Genomic DNA, 15,385 nt, shown 5'->3' on the forward strand with positions numbered 1-15,385 from the left:
TACGGCACCAACAACGAGTTCGGCTTCGACTACCTGCGCGACAACATGACGCACTCGCTGGACGACCTGGTCCAGCGTGGCCATGCGTTTGCCATCGTGGACGAGGTCGACTCGATCCTCATCGACGAAGCCCGAACCCCCCTCATCATCTCGGGCCCGGCCGACGGCTCCAGCAAGTGGTACAGCGAGTTCGCGCGCATCGCGCCGCTGCTGAAGAAGGACGTTCACTACGAGGTCGACATCCGCAAGCGCACCATCGGTGTGCACGAGGCGGGCGTCGAACTGGTCGAGGACCAGCTCGGTATCGACAACCTGTACGAAGCCGCGAATTCGCCGCTGGTGAGCTACTTGAACAACGCGATCAAGGCCAAGGAGCTCTACACCAAGGACAAGGACTACATCGTCCGCGACGGTGAGGTCATCATCGTCGACGAGTTCACCGGCCGCGTGCTGGTCGGCCGCCGCTACAACGAGGGCATGCACCAGGCGATCGAGGCCAAGGAGAAGGTGGAGATCAAGGCGGAGAACCAGACCCTTGCCACCATCACCCTGCAGAACTACTTCCGTCTGTACGACAAGTTGTCGGGCATGACGGGTACCGCCGAGACGGAAGCTGCCGAGCTTCACCAGACTTACACGCTCGGTGTGATCCCGATCCCGACCAACCGTCCGATGGTCCGAGTCGACAACGGTGACCTCATCTACAAGACCGAGGAAGCCAAGTTCGACGCGGTGGTTGACGACGTCGTCGAGCGCCACGAGAACGGCCAGCCCGTCCTGATCGGTACCACCAGCGTCGAGCGCTCGGAGTACCTGTCCAAGCAGTTCACCAAGCGCGGCGTTGCCCACAACGTCCTCAACGCCAAGTTCCACGAGAAGGAAGCGACCATCATCGCCGAGGCCGGTCGCTCCGGCGCGGTCACCGTCGCGACCAACATGGCCGGCCGCGGTACCGACGTCGTGCTCGGTGGTAACCCGGACATCATCGCGGACATCGCGCTGCGCAAGAAGGGCCTCGACCCGGTCACGACGCCGGACGAGTACGAGGCGGCTTGGGACGCAGTCCTGGACGAGGTCAAGGCTGAGGTCAAGGCAGACGCCGAGAAGGTCCGCGATGCCGGCGGCCTGTACGTCCTGGGCACCGAGCGTCACGAATCGCGCCGAATCGACAACCAGTTGCGTGGTCGTTCCGGACGTCAGGGTGATCCCGGCGAATCGCGGTTCTACCTCTCGCTCGGTGACGAGCTCATGCGCCGTTTCAACGGTTCGGCACTCGAGTCGATCATGACGCGCCTGAACCTGCCCGACGACGTCCCGATCGAAGCCAAAATGGTCTCGAAGGCCATCAAGAGCGCTCAGACCCAGGTGGAGCAGCAGAACTTCGAAATTCGCAAGAATGTCCTCAAGTACGACGAGGTCATGAACCAGCAGCGAACGGTCATCTACAAGGAGCGCCGCCAGATCCTCGAGGGTGAGGACATGGAAGGCCAGGTCGAGCAGATGATCACTGACGTGGTCACCGCCTACGTCGACGGTGCCACCGCCGAGGGATACGTCGAGGACTGGGATCTCGAGCAGCTGTGGACGGCGCTGAAGACGCTGTACCCGGTCGGCATCGATCACAAGACGTTGGCAGGGGAGGACGGCGCAGGCATCAACAGTGACCTGAGCCGTGACGACCTGCGAACCGCTTTGCTCGAAGACGCCCACGCGGCGTACAAGAAGCGCGAAGCCGAGATCGATGCGATCGCCGGCGAAAACGGTATGCGTGAACTCGAGCGTCGTGTCTTCCTCTCGGTCCTGGACCGTAAGTGGCGTGAGCATCTCTACGAGATGGATTACCTCAAGGAGGGAATCGGTCTGCGCGCGATGGCCCAGCGCGATCCGCTGGTCGAGTACCAGCGCGAGGGTTACGACATGTTCATCGGCATGCTCGACGGATTGAAGGAAGAGTCCGTCGGATTCCTCTTCAACCTGCAGGTCGAGGCAGCTCCGGCGCAGCCCGCGAGCGGAATTTCCGTCACCGCGGGCTCTGCCGCCGCGGCGTCCGCCACGGCGCCCAAGCCGCTCCCCACGCAGGAAGCTGCGGCCAGGACTGCCGGAACTGCTGCCCCGACGGCGTTGCGCGCCAAGGGACTTGACGACGAAGGTCCGTCGCGTCTGACGTACACCGGCCCGGACGAGGACGGCAAGGCGAAGGCAACACGTGACTCGGCTGCCGACACCGGCGACGGTGCCGCCTCTCGTCGCGAACGTCGTGAAGCCGCACGGACGCAGTCGAAGAGCAATCGAGCTCCGAAGTCCAAGCGCAAGCGCTGAGGTATTAGCGCAGTCAGTACTCGGCAGGCTGGACGGTCACACCACGTGTAGTGCGGTGACCGTCCAGCCTGTTTCGTCTGTGTGGTCGATCCGGCCTGCGACGGCAAAAGTCTGCGTGCCTCGTGTGTACGTCGCACAGACTTCGGCGGTACTCTCCGACACTGCTTGAACGTGGGTGCGGTGAACGGCCGCGCCGCCCAGCTTCCGGGCCGAGAAATCCGAAGTGTAAAGTCTCGCAACAACTTCCAGGACGGACGGCGTCAACACGCCCTTGAGTTGCCGTGGATTTCGTCGTCGGTCGACGGTTTCGAGAACCAGACGTAGTGATCGGTTCCAGAAGATGTCGGCACCTACCAGCCGCGGTTCCGGAGCGTGAGTGAACCCGGTACTGGGCGACGTTCCGTTGTGTGGCGTCTTTCGCGGGCGACGCAGCATCCGGTCTGTTCGGCACTGCGTTCGGTCTGGCCGGCACTGTGGCCGCGACAGCACGACGGTATGCGGGTGAGGCTCGAATTGCGGCGCCGGCTCGAGAACGATCTTGCAGTCCTGCTCCATGACATCCCCCCGGATGATCCTGCGTCCGAGACAGCTGTCTCGGACTTCGCTCCCCCGAGCGATGGTGAGAAGCATGACACGAATCGCTCGAGATGTCGCCGTGATCACCATCGCGACTTAGGGTGATGGCGTGCGGGGACTTCTGTTGGATGTCGGTGGCGTGCTGTTCGGTCCGGGATCGGATCTCGACGGCTTGAGCGCGGTCGTGCGCGCGGTGAAGGCCCGCGGAATCGTGACGGGAATCGTCAGCAACGATCCCGGCGGCGCCAGTGCTCAGTGGTTGCGGGATCTCGGCGACGGGGTCTTGGTCGACGACGTGATCTTGTCCGGTGATGTCGAGATGGCAAAGCCCGACGCCGAGATCTATCTGTTGGCAGCGAGTCGTTTGGGCGTCGAGCCGGAGGATTTCGTTTTCGTGGATGATCTCGAAATCAACGTCCGGGCGGCTGTGGCCGTCGGGATGGTCGGGGTCCATCACGTCGGCTCGGAATCGACCATCGAGGAGTTGTCGATTCTGTTCGATCTCGGCGAAGGAGGGGACACGAAGCCATGGTGAACAGACTGACGACTCAGGATGCCGCTTTCTACTTCCTCGAAGCCGGGACGACGCCGATGCATGTCGGCTCGTTGGGGATCTTCAGGCAACTGCGAAACGGGATCGATCACGAGGAGTTGCTTCGACTTGTCGAAGAGCGGCTCGGATCGGTTCCGCGGTACCGACAGAGAGTTCGCGAGGTGGCGTTCGGTCTGGCCCGCCCGGTATGGGTGGACGACTCGGATTTCGACATCACCTATCACGTTCGCCGATCTGCTCTGCCCAAACCGGGTTCCGACGAACAGCTGATGGATCTGATCGCGCGGCTGACGTCGAGACCACTCGACAGCACGAGGCCGTTGTGGGAGATGTACCTGGTCGAGGGGCTGACCAGAAACAGATTTGCCATCTTCACGAAGTCTCATTCGTCGTTGGTGGACGGCGAGGCGGCTCCAGAGATCAGTCAGGTGATCTTCGATCCGGAGAAGAATCGAGCGCCAGGCCCCGAAGAATTGTGGATGCCCGCCAGGCCGCCGAGCGATACCAGCTTGTTGGTCAGTGCACTGGCGGATCTCGTGACGAGCCCGGGGGAGGGGATCGCACGGGCGCGTGCAGCGTTCAACGACGTGACCACATCCGTCACCGAGGCTGTGAGTGCACTCGGGAAACTCGCGGAAGTGGTTCGAACGGCGACGCAGGTAGCCCCGTCGAGCCCGCTCAACGCCACCATTTCGCGCAATCGGCGCCTTGCGGTGGCCAAGACGTCTCTGGAGGACTATCGACGCATTCGTGCGCGGTACGGGTGCGAGATCAACGACGTGATTCTGACCGTCATCGCAGGTGCGATGCGGAACTGGTTGCTCTCGCGCGGTGAACCGGTGACCGAGGCGACCATCGTGCGAGCGATGGTGCCCATGTCGGTCTACACCGACGGCCCGGAGAGTCCTGACGTCGACGATCCGCAAGCGCCCGGACATGTTTCCTCGTTCCTCATCGACCTGCCTGTCGGTGAACCCAACGCGGTGGTTCGGCTCTCGCACGTGGCCCATGCGACGGAGGCATTCGCGCGTCAGGGTCGGCGGGTCACCGCGCAGACGATGGTGCGAATGTCCGGGTTTGCGCCGGCGACGCTGCATGCGATGAGCTCCCGCGCGGCCAGTAGTCTGTCGCAGCGAATGTTCAACTTGATGATCACCAATGCGCCAGGGCCGCAATTTCCGCTTTACCTCGGTGGTGCTCGGATGCTCGAGATGTATCCCGTGTCGCCACTGCTCAAGAATCAGACACTCAGCATCGCCCTGACGTCGTACGACGGAAATGTCTACTACGGTTTGAATGCCGACCGTGACGCGATGTCGGACGTCGACGTCGTTCGTTCGCTGATCTTCGAGTCACTCGAGGAATTGACGGATGCGAGTCGGTGACGAACGAGCATGAAGGTGGTCTCATGAGGGTGTACGTACCGGCGACGGTCGAGATTTTGCAGCAGTTGGTCGCAGATCAGGAGTTCGACCCGATGAGCCGGACGGCTTTTGCGGTCACCCCGACTCTGCGTGAGTCGTACGCGGCGGGGGACGACGACGAGTTGGCCGAGGTCGCCATGGGTGAGGCTGCGCGTGCGTCGCTGCGACTGATCGCCGGAACCGAGGGTGACGTCACCTTCCGGCGTGCTGTCGTTGCCGCCGACGTCGACGATGCCGATGTGAAGTTACGGCCCGATCTCGACGATTCGGTAGTCCGATTGGCGGGCCCTGTCACGATGGCTCAGGTTGCATCTGTGCATGTCGACCTCGAACAGGCAGAATCGGACATCGAGCGCGCTGCTGGCATAGTCGACGCGGCGGATCTCGGTGACGCCGATGCCGAGTTCACGCTCGGTGATGCGGAGGACCACGAGTTGGCGTGGTACGCCGCGCAGGAGTTGCCGTTCTTGCTCGACCTGCTGTGAATGTGCTTACCGTGAAGTAACCTACGGTACCGTAACCTGATAACCTACGGTACCGTAGGCAGTGGGTTCGGAAGGTGAGAGGTGGAGGTCTGATGGGTCTGAAGGACTGGATCGAGGCACCGGCAGCGTCGGTAGTTCCGGCAGCGCGGTCGAAGCTCAATCTGCTTCGCGGTGCGGCGGCTCGGCTGACCACACCATTGCTTCCCGACGACTATCTGCACCTCGCGAATCCGTTGTGGTCGGCCCGCGAGCTGCGCGGCCAGATCGTCGAAGTCCGGCCCGAGACCACGGACTCGGCGACCATCGTCATCAAGCCGGGTTGGGGATTCGACTTCAACTACCAGCCGGGGCAGTACATCGGCATCGGTCTGCATATCGACGGCCGTTGGCATTGGCGGTCGTACTCACTTACCTCGCCTCCCAACTGGGAGAACAAGCGCATTTCCATCGCGGTCAAGGCCATGCCCGAGGGCTTTCTCTCGAGCCACCTCGTCAGCGGGGCCGTGCCGTCGGGAACCATCGTTCGACTGGCCACGCCTTCGGGCAACTTCGCGTTGCCGGATCCGCCACCGGAGAAGATCCTGTTCATCACCGCCGGCAGTGGCATCACTCCGGTCATGGGCATGTTGCGGACGATGAACCGGCGCGGTCAATTGCCCGACGTCATGCACATCCACTCGGCTCCAACGGAATCCGACGTGATGTTCGCCGACGAACTCACAGCACTGCACGCCGAGCACGAGGACTTCGTGAGCCACGTTCAACTCACGCGACGTGACGGAAAGTTCAAACTCAGTTCTCTCGACACGGTCTGCCCCGACTGGCGCGAGCGCCACACCTGGGCGTGCGGACCCCTACCGTTGCTCGACGAGCTCGAAGACGTCTGGAAGGCGGAAGGCATCGAGGATCGACTCCACATGGAGCGGTTCGCCGTATCGCGCATCGATGCTTCGGCCGACGGTGGCACGGTCACGTTCGAGAAGTCGGGTAAGACGATCACCGTCGACGGTGCGACGACGCTTCTGGAGGCAGGCGAGCAGTCCGGTGCCTTGATGCCGTTCGGTTGCCGCATGGGCATCTGCCAGACGTGTGTCGTACCTCTCGTCGCCGGCCACGCGATCGACCTACGCTCGGGAAAACAGCACGCGGAGGGCGAGCGCATCCAGACGTGCATCTCCGCCGCCGCCGGCGACTGTACGCTGGACGCATAGCTTCTAGGCACACGGAGGACCACGGTGGCCATCACCGATATCAAAGAGTTTTCGCACCTCACCGAGGCCGATGTCGAAGCTCTCGGACGTGAACTCGATCAGATTCGACTCGACATCGAAGACTCTCGTGGGATCCGGGACGCCCGCTACATTCGTCGCGTCATTCGCGTCCAGCGGGCGTTGGAGCTCGGCGGGCGTATCGCATTGTTCGGCAGTCGGTACCGACCGGCATGGTTGGTCGGCACGACCCTGCTGAGCCTGTCGAAGATCATCGAGAACATGGAGCTCGGGCATAACGTCATGCACGGGCAATGGGACTGGATGAACGATCCCGAGATTCACTCCGTCTCGTGGGAGTGGGATCAGACCGGTCCTTCCGAGCATTGGAAGCGCGCCCACAACTACCAGCACCACACGTACACCAACGTCGTCGGTATGGACGAGGATCTCGGTTTCGGGATTCTGCGTATGACTCGTGACGAGCCGTGGAAGCCGATCAACCTCTTCCAGCCGATCGCCAACGTGATCTTGGCGGCCACGTTCGAGTGGGGCATCGCGCTGCACGACCTCACGGCGGCAGCCGAGTTGGAGGGCGCGGAAAAGGGGCAGCTGAACTCGCAGGCGAACAAAGACTTCGCGCGCAAGATCTTTCGTCAGGTGGGCAAGGACTTCATCTTGTTCCCGGCGCTGACGGGGCCGGCGTGGAAGTCGACCATGTCGGCCAATGCGACCGCGAACCTCGTGCGCAACCTGTGGGCGTACGTCGTCATCTTCTGTGGCCATTTCCCGGACGGTGCCGAGAAGTTCACGGTTGCCGAATTCGAGCAGGAGACTCGTCACGAGTGGTACCTGCGCCAGATGCTCGGTAGCGCGAACTTCAATTCCGGCAAGCTCATGGGACTCATGAGCGGCAATCTGAGCTACCAGATCGAGCATCACGTGTTTCCCGATCTGCCGAGCAACCGCTATCCCGAAATCGCTGTGAAGATGCGTGCATTGTGCGAGAAGTTCGATCTCCCGTACACCACCGGTTCGCTCTTCAAGCAGTATCTTCTGGCTCTGCGCACCATCCACAAGTTGGCTTTGCCGGACAAGTGGCTGACGGCAACCTCGGACAATGCTCCGGAAACGTCTTCGGAACTGCGGTTCCGCGACTCGGGATTCCGGGACGCAGCCATGGCGATGGTCGAGGACCTTCGTACCGATCCGATCACCGGTAAGCGTCTCGGTTTGTTGACCGCACTCAAGTCGCAGGCCCGTTCCCGCATGCCGAAGCGCCGGAAGTGATATAGGTTACATCGGGAAAAACCTAACCTACGGTGCCGTAAGTTACGCTACAGTAGGTGCAGTTGATCTGAACGATTCGAATCGATGATCGTTCTGCACTTACTACTTTGCGCCTAACTCACTGGTAGGAGGCTTTCCATGGCGATTGCAGATGTCAAGGAATACGCACATCTCACGGACGCCGACATCGAAGCGCTCGGCCGCGAACTCGACGCGATTCGTCGCGACATCGAGGAGTCGCGCGGCGAGAAGGATGCGCGATACGTGCGCAACGTCATTCGTCTGCAGCGTTCGCTCGAAATCGGCGGCCGCGCAGTGCTTTTCGCCAGCCGTCGTCGTCCGGCGTGGCTCGCCGGAGTTGGCCTGCTGACGCTCTCGAAGATCATCGAGAACATGGAACTCGGGCACAACGTGATGCACGGGCAGTGGGACTGGATGAACGACCCGGAGATCCACTCCACCTCGTGGGAGTGGGACGTCACCGGCCCGTCTGCGCACTGGAAGCAGACCCACAACTACCTGCATCACAAGTACACCAACGTCCTCGGAATGGACGACGACGTCGGATACGGACTCCTCCGCGTCACCCGCGATCAGCGCTGGAAGCCCTTCAACGCCGGCAACCTGGTGTACAACACGCTGCTCGCGCTGTTCTTCGAGTACGGCATCGCCGCTCAGCACCTCGAGCTCGGCAAGGTGGCCAAGGGCCGCGCCGACAAGGAAGAGACGCAGCGCAAGCTCCGTGAGGTCGGCGAGAAGATCGGCAAGCAGGTCCTGCGCGACTACGTCATCTACCCGGCCATCACCGGCCCGGCGTGGAAGAGCACGTTGTCGGCCAACTTCACCGCCAACACTTTGCGGAACGTGTGGACCAACGCGGTCATCTTCTGCGGCCACTTCCCGGACGGTGCCGAGAAGTTCACCAAGGAAGACATCGACAAGGAAACGGAGGCTCAGTGGTACCTGCGTCAGATGCTCGGCAGCGCCAACATCGAGGGCAGCGCGCTCATGGACTTCATGACGGGCAACCTGAGCTACCAGATCGAGCACCACCTGTTCCCCGATCTGCCCAGCAACCGCTACAAGGACATCGCGGTCACGGTGCGTCAGCTCGCGGACAAGTACGACTTGCCGTACACGACGGGCCCGCTTGCCGTGCAGTACGCCAAGTCCTGGCGAACCATCGCCAAGCTGTCGCTGCCCAACAAGTACCTCAAGGACACCGTCGACAATGCGCCCGAGACGGCGTCGGAGCGGATGTTCGACGGCGAACTGACCTCGACTGTCGATCCCGTGACCGGGCGTCGCAGTGGCCTCAAGAGCGCCATCGCACGTAAGCGCAAGAGCGGAAAGCTGCGCAGCCTCCTCGGCCTGCGCTGATCGTCGACTGCGCTGACCGTAGACAGCAAGCGGCCCGACACCATTCGATGGTGTCGGGCCGCTTTGCTGTTCTCGCCCGGAACGTCGCTCGGGGGCGCTCAGTACTGATCGTTGGACTTGATCGCTTCCAGCAGTTGTCGCACAGCGACGACGCGTCGAGCTGATTTGCCCTCCAGCAGGTCGAGCTTGCATTCGGGATCTGCCGGCGGTCCGAGGTGCGTGCATCCGCGCGGGCAATCCTCGATCGCCGCAGCGAGATCCGAGAACGCCGCCACCACGTTCTCGGGCGAGATGTGCGCCAGACCGAACGAACGGATGCCCGGGGTGTCGATCACCCAGCCGCCACCGGCGAGAGGGAGTGCCACCGATTGCGTCGACGTGTGCCGGCCCTTGCCGACGCCGGATACGATGCCGACCGCTCGATTGGCATCGGGGACAAGGCGATTGACCAGTGTCGACTTTCCGACGCCGGAATGTCCGATCAGGGCGGTCAACTTGTGCTCGAGGATCTGCGTCAGTTCGTCCAGGGGATCGTCGCGACCGGCGACGACCACTTGGATGTCGAGGTCGGCGAACGTGCTCGCGAATTCCTCCGGCGGTTCGAGGTCGCTCTTGGTCAGGCAGACGATCGGCGTCAGGCCACCCACGTAGGCGGCGACCAGTGCGCGCTCGACGAAGCCGGTGCGCGGTGGGGGATCGGCGAGTGCCACGACGATGAGTAACTGCTCCGCGTTCGCGACGACGATACGTTCGAAGGGATCGGTGTCGTCGGCGGTCCGTCGTAGAACCGTCGAACGCTCGGAGACCCGGACAATGCGCGCCAGGGTGTCGGTTTTGCCCGACAGATCGCCGACTATGTCCACCTGATCGCCGACGACGATGGGGGTTCGGCCAAGTTCGCGGGCGCGCATCGTGACGATCAGCCGGTCGGGATCGCCGCCGAGGACGCAACCCCAACGGCCACGATCCTTCGACACCACCATCCCCGATTCGGCCGAGAGATGTTCGGGCCGAGTCTTCGTACGGGGGCGGGATCCGCGCCCGGGGCGTACCCGGACGTCGGACTCGTCGTACTGCCGCGGACTCAGAAGCTTGCCTTCGGTGTCGCCGGCGAACTCTCGAGCATGTCGATCCACATGTTCTCGAAGCCCGGCAGTGTCTTGGCCGTGGTTCCGACATCGTCGACCTCGACACCGTCGACGACCAGGCCGATGATGGCGCCGGCTGTTGCCATGCGGTGGTCGGCATACGAGAGCCATTGTCCACCATGGAGTTCCGCGGGAACGATCGTCAGGCCGTCATCGGTTTCGGTGACGGAGCCGCCGAGTTTGTTGATCTCGTCGGCGAGGGCGGCGAGACGGTCTGTCTCGTGCCCGCGCAGGTGCGCGATTCCTCGTAGATGCGAGGTGCCCTCGGCGAGAGCGGCCAGGGCCGCCACGGTGGGGGTCAGCTCTCCCACGTCGTGGAGGTCGATGTCGATGCCGCGCAGTTTCTCCGGGCCGCGGACGGTCAGGACACCATCGGCGAGAGTGACGTCGGCCCCCATCGAGGCGAGGATCCCGCGGATCGCGTCGCCGGGTTGCGTCGTCGACGACGGCCACATCGGGACGCTGACGGTTCCGCCGGTCACTGCGGCAGCGGCCAGGAACGGTGTGGCGTTGGAGAGATCGGGTTCGATCGCCCAGTCCACGGCGCGCACCGGCCCCGGTGCCACACGCCAGGTGTCCGCGTCACCGCCCGTGGCTGGCGTCGTCACGGAAACTCCGGCCTCGCGGAGCATCTCGACGGTCATGTCGATGTGTGGCATGGACGGGACGGGCTTGCCGTCGTGGTGAACGGTGACACCCTCTTCGAACGCAGCAGCCGAGAGCAGGAGACCGGAGACGAACTGCGACGAACCGGATGCATCGATGGTGACCGTCCCGCCGCGTAGGGATCCGGTTCCGGTGACGGTGAACGGGAGTGCGTCACCCTCGATCCGAGCGCCGAGACCGCGCAGTGCTTCCAAGATGGTGCCGAGCGGTCGTGTGCGTGCTTGCTCGTCGCCGTCGAAGTGGACGATGCCGTCGGCCATCGCGGCGAGTGGCGGCAGGAAGCGCATCACGGTGCCGGCCAGGCCGCAGTCGACCTCGCCGCCGCGCAGGGGTCCAGGGGTGATGCGAAGCGTGGTCGCATCACCGGCTTCCTCGACGCCGATGCCGAGGTCACGCAGAGCTGCGATCATCAGGTCGGCGTCACGGCTGCGGAGTGCACCGGTGATCGTGGACGGGCCATCCGCAAGTGCGGCCAGAATCAGAGCTCGATTGGTGATGGACTTGGATCCGGGCAGCGTCACCACTGCATCGACGGGTGCTTGGGCCCTCGGGGCGCTCCACAGACTCAGACTCACATGGTCCATCTTCTCTCATCGGTGGGGGAATGGTCGAAACCGTGCCACCCTGGGTGTCATGTGCGGAAGGTATGCGACCACAGCGGACCCGGCCACCCTGGCGGTGGAACTCGACGCGCTCGACGAGACCGACCACTCGGCGCCCGTCGAAGCCGATTACAACGTGGCCCCCACGACCGAGGTGTTGACCGTCGTCGAACGCCACGATCGGGAGAACCCCGACAGCGATCCGACCAAGAGGATTCGGCGGATGCGGTGGGGATTGGTGCCGTCGTGGACCAAGGAACTGGGCAAAGGCCCGGTCCTGTTCAACGCCCGCGCCGACTCGCTGGCGGAGAAGCCGGCGTTTCGGACCGCCTTCAAGTTCAAGCGTTGCCTGGTCCCCATGGACGGGTGGTACGAGTGGCAGACCGAGGCCACCGGCGGGAAGAAGGCAGCGAAGATTCCTTACTACATGCACCCCGACGACGGATCACGGCTGTTCATGGCGGGCGTGTGGTCTGCCTGGCGGGACCCGAGGGTCGAGAACGCGAGCCCCGTTCTGAGCTGCTCGATCGTCACGGTCGACTCTCTCGGTCACCTCGAGCAGGTTCACGACCGCATGCCCCTCGCCCTGCCTCGTGACCGCTGGGAGGCGTGGCTCGATCCCGACAACACCGTCGATTCGGCTCTGCTCGAACCGGTACCGGACCTCTTCGAGCGGATCGACGTCGATCGAGTCCGGCCGCTGGTCAACAGTGTCAAGAACAACGGGCACGAGTTGATCGAGCCGGACGTCGACCGTGCCGGCGAGCAGATCAGCCTGCTCTAGCAGTCAGCCGAGAGCCCAGGTGACGGTCACTTCGAACGAGACCTGCTGGGTTCCCGGGGCGAGAACCATGTCGGACATCGAGGCGTCGGGAGCGCGCATGGTCTGACCGCCACTCGTGTCGTGTGCCTCGGTGATGGTCACGACGTTTTCGAGCGACGTCCCGGACAGATCCGCGTACTGCTCGGCACGGTTCTTCGCGTCCTCGAAGGCACGGGTGCGAGCGTCGGCCAGAAGCTGAGAGTCGTCGTCGATGGCGAAGGCGACGTTACCGAGCCGTGCCGCGTTTCCGCCCGCCGCGATGCCGGCGTCCAGGACAGAAGAGGCCTTGTCGAGATCGCGGACGACGATTCGTACCGAGTTGGTCGCCCGGTAGCCGGTCACGTTGCCGCCGACGAACGGTCCGCCGCTGGCGTCGTACTGCGGCTGGACGGACAGATCGCTTGTCTGCACGTCCTCGGGGGCAACCCCGGCGGCGACTATCGCGTCGATCATCTGACGGGCCTTGTCATTCGCCTCCGAGACCGCTCCCGATACATCCGGGGCAACCACCTCGATGCCGATGTCGGCATTGAGGATGTCCGGCGCCCCGCGGACCTGCCCTGATCCGACTACCGTGACTTCCTTGGCGGCATTGTCCGAACTCCCGCAGGCCGTCAGCGAGACGGTGAGGGCTGCCGCTGCAGCGGTCAGTGCAAGAGTTTTCAGGTGTGGTCGCATGGTGAGACCGTAGCGACCGGATACTCAGCCCGCCGTGATTTGCGCCGTGACCGCGCCACTGAGCTGCGTGAGGTCCGTCGGAGCCAGCTCGATTTCGAGCCCGCGTCGGCCGGCGCTGCAGAGAATGCGGTCCCAGTCGAGCGCCGACGCATCGATCACTGTCGGCAGTTTCTTGCGCTGGCCGAGCGGTGAGATACCGCCGAAGACGTAGCCGCTCGAGCGCTCGGCTTCGGCGCGATCGGCCATGACGGCTTTGCTCGCACCGAGGGCAGCGGCTGCAGCTTTGAGCGAGAGCTTGTCCGGGACCGGCAGGACCGCGACGGCGAGCTTGCCGGTGTCGAGTTTGACGACCAAGGTCTTGAAGATCTGGGCGGCCTCAACGCCTGTCGACTCTGCCAGTGCAGTGACCGCCTCGTCGCCGAAAGATTCGGCGCGAGGATCGTGGTCGTAGCTGTGGACGCGGTGCGGTGTCTTCGACTTGTCGAGAAGTACGGTCGCAGGGGTCGCTGTTCCGGCCATGTGGAACACCCTATGTGGATCGCCGACAGGTGCATTCGACCAGGCCGGGAACAGAGTCGCTGACTCCCGTGTTGGTACCAGTTGATGAAACTTGTCCCGAGAAGCGAAGGAGCGACCGTGCTGGCTGTGTGTGAGCCACCACCGGCCCGTGGGTCGGATCTTCAGTTGGCGGTAACCTTGATCCCTACGGCTAGTGAAGGGATCAGAGTGCTGGAACACGACCGGCCCAAGGACGAACCGTCAGGGGTAGCTGAACCTATCGACGGCGCAGTGTCCGAAACGCCCGAAACTGCGGATGAGTTGATTGCCCGGTTCGAGCGCGACGCGCTCCCGCTGCTCGACCAGTTGTACGGCGCTGCCCTGCGCATGACGCGGAATCCGGCTGATGCCGAGGATCTCGTGCAGGAGACGTACGTCAAGGCGTACACCGCTTTCCGTTCGTTCCGTGCCGGTACCAACCTGAAAGCCTGGCTGTACCGGATTCTCACGAACACCTACATCAACTCGTACCGCAAGAAGCAGCGCCAACCCGCGCAGTATCCGACGGACGAGATCACCGACTGGCAGTTGGCCGCCACCGCCGAGCACACTTCGACGGGGCTGCGATCGGCCGAGGTGGAGGCGCTCGACGCGTTGCCTGACGACGACATCAAGGCGGCGCTGCAGTCGCTTCCCGAGGAATTCCGTATGGCCGTGTACTACGCCGATGTCGAAGGATTCCCGTACAAGGAGATCGCGGAGATCATGGGCACACCCATCGGAACGGTGATGTCGCGACTGCACCGTGGTCGCAAGCAATTGCGTGGTCTTTTGGCCGATGTCGCAAAAGACCGGGGATTCAATCGGGACGGCGCGGTCGACACAGCCACAGTCGCAGCCACCGAGACGGAAGGTGTCACACGATGAGTGAGCAGGACGAATTCGAAAGGCTCGACTGCTCGGCAGTCATCGCCGACGTCTGGTTGATGCTCGACGGTGAATGCGACGATTCAAGTCGTGCTCGCCTGCAGCGTCATATCGACGATTGTGGATCGTGCCTCGAGGCCTACGGGATCGAAGAGAAGGTCAAGAGCCTGATCAACCGTAAGTGCGGCGGAGACCATGCGCCGGAAAGCCTGCGTCAGAGGCTCACCGTCGAGTTGCGTCGGACCATCGTCATAACGACTACCGAAACCGACAGCTAGCCCGTCAGCGAAGATCTGAGCGGCAGCAGTCGGAAGGCAGTAACGCCGAGGGGCGGGGAAGCAATGCTTCCCCGCCCCTCGGACGTTTTGTTGCGCTACATGTCAGGCGTTTGGACGCTTGCCATGGTTAGCGGCGTTGCCCTTACGGCTGCGCTTCTTACGACCACGCTTACCCATGATTGGTCTCCCTTCTGTTTCTTTCGCGTCATTGTTTCACGCCGATGCCGGTGTGGTTCCATTGGCAGGTCGATCGAGTGATCCGTCGACGTATTTTCGTGGTCAGAGTGCAGTTCCGACAGAAGTGAGGTTCACGATGGCAGAAGACGTGCGCGCCGAGATGGTTTCGACGGTCTACCAGGTCGTCGTGAGCGAGGGAGACGTCGTTGCGGACGGCGACACCCTGGTCATCCTCGAATCCATGAAGATGGAGATTCCCGTCCTGGCCGAGGTTCCGGGAACGGTGACGACGGTGGGCGTCAAGGTCGGCGACGTGATTCAGCAAGGCGATCTGATCGCCGTGATCTCCTAAG

The 15,385-nt window shown here is 63.1% G+C and carries 17 protein-coding genes; 11 read left to right on the forward strand and 6 right to left on the reverse strand.

Going from position 1 to position 15,385, the window contains the following annotated elements; genetic code table 11:
* Positions 1 to 2,319 (forward strand): preprotein translocase subunit SecA (secA, locus tag QM609_RS28150; protein WP_283337632.1); only part of this gene is annotated, 2,319 nt, incomplete at its 5' end.
* Between the two features lie 36 nt (positions 2,320 to 2,355).
* On the opposite strand, the gene QM609_RS28155 is transcribed toward secA, so the two are convergent.
* Positions 2,356 to 2,874, reverse strand: coding sequence for an Rv3235 family protein (locus QM609_RS28155; protein ID WP_228402140.1), 519 nt, complete (start codon positions 2,872 to 2,874; stop codon positions 2,356 to 2,358).
* 130 nt (positions 2,875 to 3,004) lie between these two features.
* Here QM609_RS28155 and QM609_RS28160 point away from each other — a divergent pair, with 130 nt between their 5' ends.
* The 6 genes from QM609_RS28160 to QM609_RS28185 all read left to right on the forward strand — a co-directional run bounded on the left by QM609_RS28160 (position 3,005) and on the right by QM609_RS28185 (position 9,235).
* The gene (locus tag QM609_RS28160) at positions 3,005 to 3,430 is read left to right on the forward strand and encodes an HAD-IA family hydrolase (RefSeq protein WP_003940859.1); all 426 of its coding nucleotides are present in this window, start codon (positions 3,005 to 3,007) and stop codon (positions 3,428 to 3,430) included.
* Positions 3,424 to 4,833 carry a WS/DGAT/MGAT family O-acyltransferase gene (locus QM609_RS28165; protein ID WP_007731194.1) on the forward strand — a complete coding sequence of 470 codons (1,410 nt, stop codon included), beginning with the start codon at positions 3,424 to 3,426 and terminating at the stop codon, positions 4,831 to 4,833. Before QM609_RS28160 ends, QM609_RS28165 begins: the two co-directional genes overlap by 7 nt.
* 23 nt (positions 4,834 to 4,856) lie before the next feature.
* Positions 4,857 to 5,357 (forward strand): DUF6912 family protein, encoded by a 501-nt coding sequence (locus QM609_RS28170; protein ID WP_030535010.1) that lies wholly within the window; start codon positions 4,857 to 4,859, stop codon positions 5,355 to 5,357.
* A gap of 92 nt (positions 5,358 to 5,449) precedes the next feature.
* The gene (locus QM609_RS28175; protein WP_003940928.1) at positions 5,450 to 6,568 is read left to right on the forward strand and encodes a ferredoxin reductase; all 1,119 of its coding nucleotides are present in this window, start codon (positions 5,450 to 5,452) and stop codon (positions 6,566 to 6,568) included.
* Between the two features lie 24 nt (positions 6,569 to 6,592).
* Positions 6,593 to 7,855 (forward strand): fatty acid desaturase family protein, encoded by a 1,263-nt coding sequence (locus tag QM609_RS28180; protein ID WP_003940901.1) that lies wholly within the window; start codon positions 6,593 to 6,595, stop codon positions 7,853 to 7,855.
* A gap of 138 nt (positions 7,856 to 7,993) precedes the next feature.
* The gene (locus tag QM609_RS28185; protein WP_283337633.1) at positions 7,994 to 9,235 is read left to right on the forward strand and encodes a fatty acid desaturase family protein; all 1,242 of its coding nucleotides are present in this window, start codon (positions 7,994 to 7,996) and stop codon (positions 9,233 to 9,235) included.
* Between the two features lie 98 nt (positions 9,236 to 9,333).
* Here QM609_RS28185 and rsgA read toward each other — a convergent pair whose 3' ends face one another.
* A complete protein-coding gene (gene rsgA / locus QM609_RS28190; protein WP_007731200.1) occupies positions 9,334 to 10,371 on the reverse strand; it encodes a ribosome small subunit-dependent GTPase A in 1,038 nt (345 codons plus the stop codon).
* Positions 10,320 to 11,633, reverse strand: a complete 1,314-nt coding sequence (gene aroA, locus QM609_RS28195) for a 3-phosphoshikimate 1-carboxyvinyltransferase (protein ID WP_042922161.1) — start codon at positions 11,631 to 11,633, stop codon at positions 10,320 to 10,322. The genes rsgA and aroA overlap by 52 nt, the downstream gene beginning before the upstream one ends.
* 49 nt (positions 11,634 to 11,682) lie before the next feature.
* On the opposite strand from aroA, the gene QM609_RS28200 reads away from it, so the two are divergent.
* Complete coding sequence (locus QM609_RS28200; RefSeq protein ID WP_020969226.1) at positions 11,683 to 12,435, forward strand: SOS response-associated peptidase; 753 nt, start codon at positions 11,683 to 11,685, stop codon at positions 12,433 to 12,435.
* Between the two features lie 3 nt (positions 12,436 to 12,438).
* On the opposite strand, the gene QM609_RS28205 is transcribed toward QM609_RS28200, so the two are convergent.
* Both QM609_RS28205 and ybaK read right to left on the reverse strand, forming a co-directional pair.
* Positions 12,439 to 13,152, reverse strand: a complete 714-nt coding sequence (locus QM609_RS28205) for an SIMPL domain-containing protein (protein WP_021332569.1) — start codon at positions 13,150 to 13,152, stop codon at positions 12,439 to 12,441.
* Between the two features lie 24 nt (positions 13,153 to 13,176).
* Positions 13,177 to 13,671, reverse strand: coding sequence for a Cys-tRNA(Pro) deacylase (gene ybaK / locus QM609_RS28210; protein WP_047271686.1), 495 nt, complete (start codon positions 13,669 to 13,671; stop codon positions 13,177 to 13,179).
* 207 nt (positions 13,672 to 13,878) lie between these two features.
* Between ybaK and QM609_RS28215 the strand changes: the two genes are divergently transcribed.
* Together QM609_RS28215 and rsrA are read left to right on the forward strand one after the other, a co-directional pair.
* The gene (locus tag QM609_RS28215; protein WP_042922166.1) at positions 13,879 to 14,577 is read left to right on the forward strand and encodes a sigma-70 family RNA polymerase sigma factor; all 699 of its coding nucleotides are present in this window, start codon (positions 13,879 to 13,881) and stop codon (positions 14,575 to 14,577) included.
* Positions 14,574 to 14,855, forward strand: coding sequence for a mycothiol system anti-sigma-R factor (gene rsrA / locus QM609_RS28220; RefSeq protein WP_003940722.1), 282 nt, complete (start codon positions 14,574 to 14,576; stop codon positions 14,853 to 14,855). Before QM609_RS28215 ends, rsrA begins: the two co-directional genes overlap by 4 nt.
* A 102-nt stretch (positions 14,856 to 14,957) precedes the next feature.
* Here the strand turns inward: rsrA and QM609_RS29325 are convergent, their stop codons facing one another.
* Positions 14,958 to 15,032 (reverse strand): 50S ribosomal protein bL37, encoded by a 75-nt coding sequence (locus QM609_RS29325; protein ID WP_022597109.1) that lies wholly within the window; start codon positions 15,030 to 15,032, stop codon positions 14,958 to 14,960.
* A gap of 136 nt (positions 15,033 to 15,168) precedes the next feature.
* Between QM609_RS29325 and QM609_RS28225 the strand changes: the two genes are divergently transcribed.
* The gene (locus tag QM609_RS28225; protein WP_007731208.1) at positions 15,169 to 15,384 is read left to right on the forward strand and encodes a biotin/lipoyl-binding carrier protein; all 216 of its coding nucleotides are present in this window, start codon (positions 15,169 to 15,171) and stop codon (positions 15,382 to 15,384) included.
* Position 15,385: the final 1 nt, after the last annotated feature.

It is taken from the genome of Rhodococcus sp. IEGM 1302, assembly GCF_030056935.1.
In the GTDB taxonomy this organism is placed as follows: domain Bacteria; phylum Actinomycetota; class Actinomycetes; order Mycobacteriales; family Mycobacteriaceae; genus Rhodococcus_F; species Rhodococcus_F qingshengii.